Source organism: Sulfurimonas sp. (genome assembly GCF_029027585.1).
Lineage (GTDB): Bacteria > Campylobacterota > Campylobacteria > Campylobacterales > Sulfurimonadaceae > Sulfurimonas.
Genome location: NZ_CP093397.1, coordinates 797,617 through 808,763, shown reverse-complemented (window position 1 = coordinate 808,763; position 11,147 = coordinate 797,617). Strand labels below are relative to the sequence as shown.

Below are 11,147 nucleotides of genomic sequence, written 5' to 3'. Positions count from 1 at the left end.
GTGATGAAAAAGTACAAACATATACTTAAAAATAGACAAGACGCAGCTAACCAACTAATTGATATACTGCCAATGCAAAAGCTTAAAGAAGAATCATGGAAGATGGTGGCTGTTTCAAGTGGTGGTTTAGAGTTAGCTCACTTTATAAGAAAAAAACTTCCTAATAAGATAGACTTTCTTTTTTCAGAGTCTATAATGGCTCCAAATAATGATACATGTGAAGTTGCTAGAGTAAGTGAAAGAGAAGAGATAGTCATAAACGAGAAGTTAGTAAAAGCATTTGATATAGGCTATGATTATATTTATGGAGAAGCTCATAGAAAGCATGAAGAACAGATTTTAAGTTATGTTTACCAGTATAGAAAAGGAAGACCTTTTTTTAGTGTAAAAAATGAAATTGTTATGCTTATTGATGAAGGAAGTGAATCAGGTTTAAAACTGATGACTGCAATAAAAACTATTTTGGCTATGAAGCCAAAAGCTGTTTATATTGCCGTAGCAGTTTTACCAAAAGATACGCTAGAGTTACTTGAGCCATATGCTGATGAGATATTCTTTTTACATGATATAGGTGATTATGTAGAAACAACTCTTTATTACGAAGAGTTAGAAATTGTTGATGAAGAAAAATTAGAAAAATACTTAGAGGATTAAAAATGAAATATGATGTAAATTTAGAGTTAGAAAATAGAGTAGAAGATTACTCGTTTGGTGATGTTGCAAAACAAGCGAATGGTGCTGTTTGGTTAAAGTCTGGCGATAGTGTTATTTTAGCAACAATTGTTATAAATGAAACAGAGATAGTAAAAGAAGATTTTTTACCTTTAACAGTTCAGTATATTGAAAAAACATATGCAGCTGGAAAGATTCCAGGAGGATTTTTCAAGAGAGAAACAAAACCGAGTGATTTTGAAACTTTAACATCTCGTATAGTTGATCGTTCTCTTCGCCCACTTTTTCCTAAAGGTTTTGGGCATCCAACTCAAATCACTATAATGGTATTTAGTGCAGGTTCAGATGCTGACTTACAAGTCTTAGCATTAAATGCAGCATCTGCTGCTCTTTATATCTCAGATATAGATATCAACACTTCAGTTTGTGCTGTTCGTGCAGCAAAAGTAGATGGAGAGTTAGTTTTAAATCCAACTCTTTCACAGCTTAAAAACTCAACGCTTGACTTGTACTTGTCTGGTACAAAAGATGACCTTTTGATGATTGAGATGCGTTCACTTTCTTCAAATGAAGAGCAAATTCAAGATAACTTTGTAATCGACCCAATGATAGACCCAGTTATGAGTCTGCCAAGTATATCAGTACATACTTCAAATGCATTAGCTGAAGATGAACTTATAAATATTTTTGAAAAAACACAAGAACTTCTTTTTGCAACAAATACTCAATATGAGAATGCATTCGCACCTTACAAAAAAGAAACACCAAAACTTGATTATAAAGCTCACTCACTAAATGAAGAGATGGCTACATATTTAAGAGATAAGCATCTAGGGGATATTGCAGATGCTATGAATCAAATGGCTAAAAGTGAGCGTTCAACTGCACTTAGACAACTTAGAAAAAAAATTATTCTTGTAAAAGATGAGTGGGATGAGTTAGAACTTAAAGATGCGATAGAAAAAGTAAAAAAAGAGCAAGTTCGTTCTCAAATTTTAAATGAAAGAGTCCGTGCAGATGGAAGAAGTTTAACAGAAATTAGACCAATAACCATAGATACAAATATTTTACCAAAAGCTCACTCATCATGTTTATTCACTCGTGGACAAACTCAAGCTTTAGTAGTTTTAACTATGGGTAATTCAAAAGATGCACAAATGTTTGAAAGCCTTACTGACGATGGAACTCAAAATGAAAACTTTATGGTTCATTATAACTTTCCAGGTTTTAGTGTAGGAGAAGCTTCTCCAATCTTGGGTACGAAAAGAAGAGAGTTAGGACATGGAAATCTAGCTAAAAGAGCTTTAGAGCCGATAGTTGATTTAGATGGTCAAACAGTGCGTATGGTTTCTGAAATTTTAGAATCAAATGGTTCATCTTCAATGGCAACAGTTTGTGGCGGTTATATGGCTCTAAAAGCGGCAGATATAGACACAAATGAGATTGTTGCAGGTATTGCTATGGGTATGGTTAGCGATGGTGATAAGTATGCTATTCTTTCGGATATTATGGGACTTGAAGATCATGATGGAGATATGGACTTTAAAGTGACAGGTTCTAAAGATGGAATCACTGCAATGCAGATGGATATTAAACTTGGTGGAATTTCTTTAGATATTTTAAAAGAAGCACTTTATCAAGCAAAAGAGGGTAGAAGCCATATTATTGACATAATGATAGATGCTGAGTCAAAGATAGAATTTAATGACGGAGTTTTACCAAGTACAGACTTTTTTCATATAGACCCAAGTGTGATTGGTGAAGTTATTGGTCAAGCTGGTAAAGTTATTCGTGAAATAATAGAAAAGTTTGAAGTTGCTATAGATATTGATAAAAAAGATGGAAAAGTAAAAGTTACTGGTAAAAATAAAACTGGTGTTTCAGGAGCAAGAGAGCATATTGAAGGAATCGCTAATGCTCCAAAGATTGAGAAAATCAAATACCAAGTAGGCGACAAGTATGAAGGTACTGTTAAAAAGATAGTTGATTTTGGAGCTTTTATAGGTCTTCCTGATGGAACAGATGGACTTCTTCATATCTCTAAAATTTCTGATAAAAGAGTTGAAAAAGTAAGTGATGTTTTAAGTGAAGGTGAAAAAATTACAGTTGAAATATTAGAATTTAAAGGAAATAAAATTTCTTTAGGTCGTGCTTAGAATTTTTTTAAAAGAGTATTTGTCTATGGAAATACTCTTTTCTCCATCTACTTTGTTATAATAATATTTTCTAAATTTGTCTCATTACAACTCCTACATAGACCTTTATAAATAACATCTGAAACACTATACCCTTCAAGTTTTGTGGGTAAGGTATTTTCTAAACATTCTATATGATTACAAGTATTGCAGATAAAATGAGAGTGAGGAGAACCTTGTATTTCGTAGTATCTCTTCTTATCATTTGACTCAAAACTATTAACAATAGAATTACTTTCAAATTTTGAAATATTTCTATAAAATGTTGCTTTGTCCATATTTATTTTATGCTTTATATCTTCAAATGATATAGGTCTTTTTTCTCTGTCAAGTATTTCTAAAAGCTCTTTACGCGCAGATGTGAGTTTTAAGTTTTTTTCTTCAATAATATTTGTGATTTGCATAGTTGTATTTTAGCATTTTAAATCTTTAGTAAATCTAAATGCGACTAAGTTGCATTTAAGTTCTATGCTAGTACAATTTCAGGTAAATTTAATTACAAGGTATCCAGATGAAGAAAATCATATTGTTAGTTTTTATACTTTTTAATGCTATTGCTTTTGCAAAGCCTGCCATAGTTGTTAGTATCCTTCCAGAAAAAACTTTTGTACAAAAAATTGCAAAAGAGATGGTAGATATAACTGTAATGGTAAAACCAGGAAGTTCGCCACACTCTTATGAACCAAAAGCATCACAAATGATAGTGATATCAAAAGCTGATATATACTTTAGCATAGGTGTTAAATTTGAGGAGACTTGGATAGATAGGTTTAAATCACAAAATGCTAATTTAAAAATTGTAAATATTAGCTCTGATGTTCCAAAAATACAAATGAGTGAACATCATCATGACGGCGAGCATCATAACGAAGAAGAAAAACATCATGATGCAACTGACCCGCATACTTGGACTTCACCTAAAAATGTATCTATTATGGCACATACTATTTATAAAGCTTTAGTAGAATTAGACCCTAAAAATAAACAATCTTACAAATCAAATTTGGATGATTTTATTAAAGAGATTGAAGATACAGATAAACAGATAAAACATGCACTAAGAGATATAAAACCAAAGAGTAAGTTTATGGTTTTTCATCCTTCGTGGGGATATTTCGCAAATGATTATAATCTTGTACAGATAGCTGTTGAAGTAGATGGTAAAAAACCAAAAGCAAAAGAGATGATTATGATTATAAAAGAGGCTAAAGAGGAGAATATAAAAGTTATTTTTACTCAGCCTGAATTTTCTGATAAAAGTGCTCAAATAATTGCAAAAGAGGCTAAGGTAAGTGTAGAAAAAATCTCTCCATTAGATGCCAACTGGTCTCTAAATTTAATTAACATGGCAAAAATAATTGCAAAAAAATGAAAATATACCAGTAATAGAGATAAAGAATCTTTCTTTTGCTTATGCTGAAGAATTGGTTTTACAAGAGATAAACCTTAATGTTTATGATAAAGATTTTTTAGTTCTCATTGGTCCAAATGGTGGAGGAAAAAGTACTCTAATGAAACTTATCTTAGGTATAAATAATATCCAAAATGGTTCTATAAACTTTTTAAATAAACCTTCTAATAATATGACTAGTATTGGTTATGTCCCACAAAACACTAATATAAATGTGAACTTCCCAATTAAAGTAATAGAAGTTGTTATGATGGGAGGTGACTCTAAAAAATCTTCTATTTTTGGTTACAGAAAAGAGGAAGTAAATCATGCAATAGTGATACTCAAACAAGTTGGAATGCAAGATTATGCTAATAAAAAAATAGCCTCACTCTCAGGTGGTCAGCGTCAACGAGTAATGATAGCTAGGGCACTTTATTCTAACCCAAAAATTCTTTTACTTGATGAACCAACTTCAAGCATAGATGCCCAAGGTCAAAAGAAAATTTATGAGTTAATAAAAGAGTTAAGTAAAAAAGTTGCCGTTATAGTTATTAGTCATGATTTATCAGTTATTTTAGACTATGCCACTAAAGTTGCACATGTAAATAAAAAACTCTCTTATCATGATTTAAGTTTTTTGAAAAAAGAGTTTAAAACAAGTAATAATCATATCTGCGAAGTGGAACTTTTGCAGATGCTTGGGAGATGTAAATGTTAGAAGCTTTATCTTATGAGTTTATACAAAATGCTTTAATCTCTGGAGTGTTAGTTAGTTTTGCAGCTGGAATAATTGGCTCACTTATCGTAGTAAACAGAATGGTATTTTTAGCTGGTGGAATTGCACATGCCGCTTATGGAGGAATTGGAATAGCTGTTTTTACTGGAATACCTATATTTTTAGGAACAGCTATTTTTGCTATTATTGCAGCACTATTTATGGCCTTTGTAACTATCAATCAAAGAGAAAAAATAGATATATTTATAGGACTTATCTGGGCTGTTGGAATGGCAATAGGGATAATCTTTGTAGACTTAACACCGGGATATAATGTCGACTTAATGAGTTATCTTTTTGGTTCTATTTTAGCAGTAAATAGTGATGATTTATATTTTATGAGCTTCTTGCTTGTCATAATACTTTTTGTTGTTACATTTAAGTATCGTGATATTTTAGCTGTATCTTATGATAGTGAATATGCTGCATTAAGTGGTATAAATGTAAAGTTTTACTATACACTTATACTTATTTTGTCTGCATTGACTATTGTAGTTACCATAAAAATTGTCGGACTTATTTTGGTTATTGCTTTACTTACTATTCCTATATATATAGCTCAAAATTTATCTTCTTCACTTTATTCTATGATGTTGATTTCAGGGTTTATTGCTACTTTCTTTACAATGGTTGGTCTTTGGTTATCATATAGTTATAATTTAACATCTGGTGCATCTATAATTTTGGTGTCGGCATTTTCACTTATTATTTTTATGATTGGATCAAAATTAAAATTAAAAAATTTATATTAAGTTATTTTCTTATTTTTCAAACGCTTCTTTTTGGTTGTGCCACATGTCAGCTAATGATTCCTTCTGCTGAAGTAGATATAGATTTAATTGTAGAAAATAAAAAACTTACAAATATTCATGTAGAGTGGAAATTTTCTGATATTTATTCAAATGAGATTGTAAAGCAATATGACAAAAATAAGAATGCTAAACTTGATAAAGATGAATTAAATAGTGTATTAAAAGCTAAACTTGACTACCTAGTTCCTAAACAGATGCTAACAAAAATCCAGTATGCAAACTATGAAGATAACTATAGCTCAGTTATAAGAGCAGAGTATAAGAATTTTGATATAAAAATGATAGATAATATTCTTTTATTTTCTTATGAAGCATATTTAGATTTAGAGATAAAAGAGAAGATGATGTTATCGTTTTTATTTGAAGATGATGAATCGTTTTTTAACTTTATGACTTCATCTATTGATGTTCATTCAAGTGAACTTTATTATGAAAAGAATTTATATCTTTTTACTGCTTCTATATTTTTTAGCTATTCTTCATTAGATAAAATACAAAAAGAGGTAAAAATAGTAAAGGAGAAGCATAAAGTAAAAATTACGGAACCTTTAAAACAAGAATATAGCAAAATAGAAACTATTCAAGAAAATTTACTCAAAAGTAGTATAAGTAAGATTAAGTCTCTATTTGAATCTATTAAAGATGAAAAAAATCCTTTTACATATACGCTTTTGCTATTTTTTGCTTATATTTATGGAGCTATTCATGCTTTAGGACCAGGTCATGGTAAAACACTTGTTGGAAGCTATTTTTTATCAAATGATCGTTCATATTCTAAAGCTTTGTTTATATCATTAGCTATAGGGATTGTTCATACATTTTCAGCTTTCTTACTTACTCTAGTAATATATTACATTGTAGACACATTTTTGGCTAAGTTTATAGATGAAAGCTTATATTACACAACAAAAATATCAGCACTAGTTATTATTAGTATAGCTCTTTATCTCATATATAATAAATATAAAGCTTATAAGAAAATCCAAAATGCAGCCAAATACAGCTTTAGTGCAAATCCTCATGTCTCAACATGTTCTTGTAGTTCATGTAAAGTGGATAACAATTCAACAGATATGGCTCTCATAATATCCGCTGGAATCATTCCATGTCCTGGAACTGTGACAATTTTTATATTTTCTCTTTCTCTTGGACTTTATTATGCGGGGTTTTTATCTGCATTTGTAATGAGTTTAGGAATGAGCACAATCATATTTTTGTCTGCTCTAATAAGTGTTGCAATTCGTAAGAAAACATCAAACTATAATGATAATTTAAAAAAATATTTAGAATACGCAAGTTTAGGCATAATTCTTTTACTAGGATTATTTTTATTAATCGCATAATATCTTGTTTAAACTCATTTTTATTACTTTTTTAGTATAATTCGCCATCAATTTCTAGTAGGGAAATCGTTGCATTTATGTATCGGTTGCGCCATGTTAAAAATGGCGTTACGCTATCCGAACGATATTGTAATAATTTATTGGAGATTTATATGAAAAAAATTCTTTTTCTTTTAGTAGCACTTTCTGTTGCTGCATTCGCGTCTGATGGTGATGTTGCTAATCAAACACTTAAAGCTTATTCTATGATAGCTGCTGGTCTTGGTCTTGGTCTTGCTGCTCTTGGTGGAGCTATCGGTATGGGTCATACTGCTGCTGCTACTATCGCTGGTACTGCTCGTAACCCAGGTCTTGGTGCTAAACTTATGACTACAATGTTTATTGCTCTTGCAATGATTGAAGCACAAGTTATTTATGCACTAGTAATTGCACTAATCGCACTTTACGCTAACCCATATTTAGGCTAGTCTTAGACTAAACTAAATATACCTCAAGCTTAACTCGTTTTTCGGGTTAAGCTTTTTTTTTACTTATTTTTTTGCGACCGTGGTGGAACGGTAGACACGCAGGCTTGAGGGGCTTGTGCCTAACGGTGTGAGAGTTCAAATCTCTCCGGTCGCACCATTTTCAAATTAACACTAACGATATTATCTAGGAATAGCTCCCATTCCTCCAGGACCACCCATTTGTCCCATCATCGCTTGTAAGTCTTGCATGCCTTTTTTGCCTGAAAACTTTTTAGCCATTTTACCAGCGTTTTTAAACTGTTTAATCATACGGTTTATCTCTGCTTGAGTTAAACCACAACCTGTTGCGATTCTAAGTTTACGAGAGTTATTTAGTAGGTCTGGATTTTCTCTCTCTTTCATTGTCATAGAAGATACCATTGACTTTATATTTTTAAGTTCACTTGAGTTTTCCATATCAAAATCTTTAAGAGCTTTTGACATATTTCCCATACCTGGCATCATTCCTATGATAGACTTCATGCTACCCATTTTTTTCATACTTTCCATCTGTTGTAAAAAGTCATTGAAATTAAACTTACCTTTTTTGATTTTTGCAGTTAGCTTTTTAGCTTGTTTTTCATCTATGATATTTGCAGTTTTTTCAGCTAACCCTTCAATGTCACCAAAGCCCATAAGACGATTTACGATTCGTTCAGGTATAAATACTTCTAAATCTTCCATCTTTTCACCGTTACCGATAAATCTTAGAGGAACTCTTACTTGGGATGAAAGACCAAGAGCTACACCACCTTTAGCATCTCCATCGTATTTAGAAAGTATTACGCCATCGATGCCTATTTTTTCTTTAAAGCTTGTGGCAGTTCTTACTGCATCTTGACCAGTCATTGAATCAGCAACATAAAATATTTCACTTGGATTTGCTGCTTTTTTAACAGCGTCAAGCTCATTCATTAGTTCATCATCTACCGCTAAACGACCTGCTGTATCGATAAGCACAACATCATAGATGCCATCATTTGCTTTTTTAAGAGCAGCTTTTACAACATCAACTGGATTTTTAAGTGTTTCATCTTCAAAAAGTTCTACTTCTATTTGAGTAGTGATTTGGCGAAGTTGTTCAACTGCTGCTAGACGCTGTAAATCGGCGGCAACTATAAGAACCTTTTTTTGTCTATTTTTTAAATAAGTTGCAAGTTTACCAGTTGTAGTCGTTTTACCAGAACCTTGTAGTCCTGTCATAAGTATAACAGTTGGAGGATTTGGAGCAAAGATAAAGCCTTTGTTCCCACCTACTTCTAAGAGTTCATAAAGTGTAGCTCTTAGTGCATCTAAGAACTGGTCTTTTCCGATGCCATTTTCTCTTGTTTGAGATTGAACATCAGTAATTAACTGCTTAACTACTTTATGATTTACATCTGCTTTTAAGAGTGATTTTTTAAGCTCATTTAGTGCTTTTGTTAGTGCCTTATCATCATCAAATGTACGAATTTTTCTGATAGCCGCTGTAAATGAACTTGTTAGTGAGTCAAACATAAAAATACCTTCTTAAATTGGTGTAAATTTTTTTGGATTATAGCAAAACTATTGAAAATCAACAAATATTTTAGGCTCTGGTGCTATAAACTCCATACCTAGTAGCCTAACTTTGTGAGCATGAAGCATAACTCTTTTAGCGCGTCTTCCACCGTATTGCTCATCACCTACTATTGGATGGTCTATATAGCGTAGATGTGTTCTTATTTGGTGTGTTCTACCATTATGAATGATGCATTTAATTTTTGTTTTATTTGCACTTACAATATCTGGAAAAAACTCAGTTCTTGCTGGTTTGCCTTTTCCCGAAACATTTGAGTATGCTTTATTGTTTTTTCTTTGAGTTAGTATTGGTTTATCAACTTCTATTGGCTCACTGATGATACCTTCAACCCACGCGATATACTCTTTATAAACAGTATCTTTTTTAAACTCTTTTATCGCTTTTTGTCTAAAGTCTTCATCTTTTACAAGCATCAAAACGCCACTAGTTTCACGGTCAAGTCTGTGTAGTAATACAGCAGGTTTAAGTTGCCTTTCTATCTCATCGGAGTTTACATAAGCTGGTTTATCTATAACTATAATATCATCATTTTCAAAAATAGGTTTCATTTTTTCTATTTTTTGAACTCTGAAACTAGTTTTAGCATCTAACTCTCCACGAGCGATGATTACCTTTTTGTTTCCAACATAAACTAAACCTCTATCTATCATAGATTTAGCTTGATTATTTGATACGCCTTCTTGTAAGGCTAAGATTTTATATGCTTTTTCATTTGCCATTTTATTTTCCTAGTATTTTATTTATTATTGGTTTTAAATTTATTTTTTCTTCTACCATTGAAGGAGGCAAGTCCTTAGATGCAAAGAGTGCTTCATCTATTTTTTGTGCATCTACATATTGAACATGATGAACATATTTAAAAAGTTCTTTTTGGTCGTGAAAATGCTTTCCTGTAATTATTTTACAGCCAAAAAAAGCAGGTTCTAGTGGATTGTGTCCACCAACATCATTTCTAAAAGCACCACCGAGTATAGCTATGTCACTTATCGCATAGATATTGTTTAACTCGCCCATAGCATCTACTAAAACTAAATCAGAGTCAAAGTTATTTGTATTAGAAAACCTTGATAAACTTAGTGAGTTTTCATCAGCATATTTTTTCATTGTGCTAAAAACGCTTTGGAACCTTTCTGGATGCCTAGGTACTATAATTAGTTTGGCATCTACTTCTTTTTTATACTTTACAAATGATTTTAAAATCGACTCTTCTTCGCCTTCATGTGTACTCCCTGCAACAATGCATTGAACTAAAGGTTTTTTATAATCTTTTGTTTTTATAACTTTTGCGGCTAACTTTATATTACCAATCACTTCAATATTTTTTGCCCCTAAAGCGATAAAACGGTTTTTATCCACTTCACTTTGAGCATAAATAATCTCTACATTAGCTAAAAGCTTTTTATAAAACCAAGTAAATTGCAAGTATTTTTTTACACTTTTATCTGAAATACGAGCATTTAGAAGAATTACTTTAGTTCCTTTAGAAGTTGCTACTACAAAAAGCATATACCAAAACTCAGCCTCTAAGACTATAAGTAATTTTTGCTTTTTTATCCAAAAAGGAAGTAGCATCTCATATGGTAAATACCTAACATCAGCCTTATACTTTTTTACCTCTGTTTGTCCCGTATGTGTTATGGTTGTTATGTTAATCTTTACGCCATTTATAAGCTCAAGTAAAGGTTTTAATGCCTTTGCTTCACCAAGTGAACATACATGAAACCAAACTCCATCTTCATCTTTAAAAGAAGGGTTATTTAAAAGAAAAAAACGAGAAGGGATTGATTCTTTGTATTTTGATTTAAAGGAAAGGTATATTAAAAGTGGAAGTGCTACAACATATAGCACAACACTTAAAATATAGTAAAGTGCTGTAAATGGCTTCAAGCC

11 protein-coding genes and 1 tRNA gene are annotated in these 11,147 nt (G+C 31.6%); 8 read left to right on the top strand and 4 right to left on the bottom strand.

Annotated features, from left to right (window positions below; all coding sequences use genetic code 11):
• Positions 1–3: 3 nt before the first annotated feature.
• Positions 4–654: a phosphoribosyltransferase family protein gene (locus MOV50_RS04210; RefSeq protein WP_321779155.1), complete on the top strand. Its 651-nt coding sequence runs from the start codon at positions 4–6 to the stop codon at positions 652–654.
• A gap of 2 nt (positions 655–656) precedes the next feature.
• Positions 657–2,828, top strand: coding sequence for a polyribonucleotide nucleotidyltransferase (locus MOV50_RS04205; RefSeq protein ID WP_321779154.1), 2,172 nt, complete (start codon positions 657–659; stop codon positions 2,826–2,828).
• Positions 2,829–2,875: 47 nt separating this feature from the next.
• Here MOV50_RS04205 and MOV50_RS04200 read toward each other — a convergent pair whose 3' ends face one another.
• Complete coding sequence (locus MOV50_RS04200; RefSeq protein ID WP_321779153.1) at positions 2,876–3,271, bottom strand: Fur family transcriptional regulator; 396 nt, start codon at positions 3,269–3,271, stop codon at positions 2,876–2,878.
• A 107-nt stretch (positions 3,272–3,378) separates the two neighbouring features.
• Here MOV50_RS04200 and MOV50_RS04195 point away from each other — a divergent pair, with 107 nt between their 5' ends.
• From MOV50_RS04195 to MOV50_RS04170, 6 genes are all read left to right on the top strand, one after another.
• Positions 3,379–4,239: a metal ABC transporter solute-binding protein, Zn/Mn family gene (locus tag MOV50_RS04195; RefSeq protein ID WP_321779152.1), complete on the top strand. Its 861-nt coding sequence runs from the start codon at positions 3,379–3,381 to the stop codon at positions 4,237–4,239.
• 4 nt (positions 4,240–4,243) lie between these two features.
• Positions 4,244–4,978 carry an ABC transporter ATP-binding protein gene (locus MOV50_RS04190; protein ID WP_321779638.1) on the top strand — a complete coding sequence of 245 codons (735 nt, stop codon included), beginning with the start codon at positions 4,244–4,246 and terminating at the stop codon, positions 4,976–4,978.
• Positions 4,972–5,787 carry a metal ABC transporter permease gene (locus tag MOV50_RS04185; protein WP_321779151.1) on the top strand — a complete coding sequence of 272 codons (816 nt, stop codon included), beginning with the start codon at positions 4,972–4,974 and terminating at the stop codon, positions 5,785–5,787. Before MOV50_RS04190 ends, MOV50_RS04185 begins: the two co-directional genes overlap by 7 nt.
• 53 nt (positions 5,788–5,840) lie before the next feature.
• Complete coding sequence (locus MOV50_RS04180) at positions 5,841–7,190, top strand: DUF1007 family protein (protein WP_321779150.1); 1,350 nt, start codon at positions 5,841–5,843, stop codon at positions 7,188–7,190.
• Positions 7,191–7,342: 152 nt separating this feature from the next.
• Positions 7,343–7,657 (top strand): F0F1 ATP synthase subunit C, encoded by a 315-nt coding sequence (locus tag MOV50_RS04175; RefSeq protein WP_321779149.1) that lies wholly within the window; start codon positions 7,343–7,345, stop codon positions 7,655–7,657.
• Positions 7,658–7,730: 73 nt separating this feature from the next.
• Positions 7,731–7,814 (top strand) — tRNA-Leu (locus tag MOV50_RS04170).
• A 23-nt stretch (positions 7,815–7,837) separates the two neighbouring features.
• On the opposite strand, the gene ffh is transcribed toward MOV50_RS04170, so the two are convergent.
• The 3 genes from ffh to waaA are packed head-to-tail and all read right to left on the bottom strand — an operon-like array spanning position 7,838 to position 11,144.
• Positions 7,838–9,193, bottom strand: a complete 1,356-nt coding sequence (gene ffh / locus MOV50_RS04165; RefSeq protein WP_321779148.1) for a signal recognition particle protein — start codon at positions 9,191–9,193, stop codon at positions 7,838–7,840.
• A gap of 48 nt (positions 9,194–9,241) precedes the next feature.
• Complete coding sequence (locus tag MOV50_RS04160) at positions 9,242–9,976, bottom strand: RNA pseudouridine synthase (RefSeq protein ID WP_321779147.1); 735 nt, start codon at positions 9,974–9,976, stop codon at positions 9,242–9,244.
• Position 9,977: 1 nt separating this feature from the next.
• Positions 9,978–11,144 carry a lipid IV(A) 3-deoxy-D-manno-octulosonic acid transferase gene (waaA, locus tag MOV50_RS04155; RefSeq protein ID WP_321779146.1) on the bottom strand — a complete coding sequence of 389 codons (1,167 nt, stop codon included), beginning with the start codon at positions 11,142–11,144 and terminating at the stop codon, positions 9,978–9,980.
• Positions 11,145–11,147: the final 3 nt, after the last annotated feature.

What these genes read in the sequence shown, in the direction of transcription:
- MOV50_RS04210 (WP_321779155.1), top strand. Translation starts at nt 4, where the DNA reads ATGAAAAAGTACAAACATATACTTAAAAATAGACAAGACGCAGCTAAC.
- MOV50_RS04205 (WP_321779154.1), top strand. Translation starts at nt 657, where the DNA reads ATGAAATATGATGTAAATTTAGAGTTAGAAAATAGAGTAGAAGATTAC.
- MOV50_RS04200 (WP_321779153.1), bottom strand. Translation starts at nt 3,271, where the DNA reads ATGCAAATCACAAATATTATTGAAGAAAAAAACTTAAAACTCACATCT.
- MOV50_RS04195 (WP_321779152.1), top strand. Translation starts at nt 3,379, where the DNA reads ATGAAGAAAATCATATTGTTAGTTTTTATACTTTTTAATGCTATTGCT.
- MOV50_RS04185 (WP_321779151.1), top strand. Translation starts at nt 4,972, where the DNA reads ATGTTAGAAGCTTTATCTTATGAGTTTATACAAAATGCTTTAATCTCT.
- MOV50_RS04180 (WP_321779150.1), top strand. Translation starts at nt 5,841, where the DNA reads ATGATTCCTTCTGCTGAAGTAGATATAGATTTAATTGTAGAAAATAAA.
- MOV50_RS04175 (WP_321779149.1), top strand. Translation starts at nt 7,343, where the DNA reads ATGAAAAAAATTCTTTTTCTTTTAGTAGCACTTTCTGTTGCTGCATTC.
- ffh (WP_321779148.1), bottom strand. Translation starts at nt 9,193, where the DNA reads ATGTTTGACTCACTAACAAGTTCATTTACAGCGGCTATCAGAAAAATT.
- MOV50_RS04160 (WP_321779147.1), bottom strand. Translation starts at nt 9,976, where the DNA reads ATGGCAAATGAAAAAGCATATAAAATCTTAGCCTTACAAGAAGGCGTA.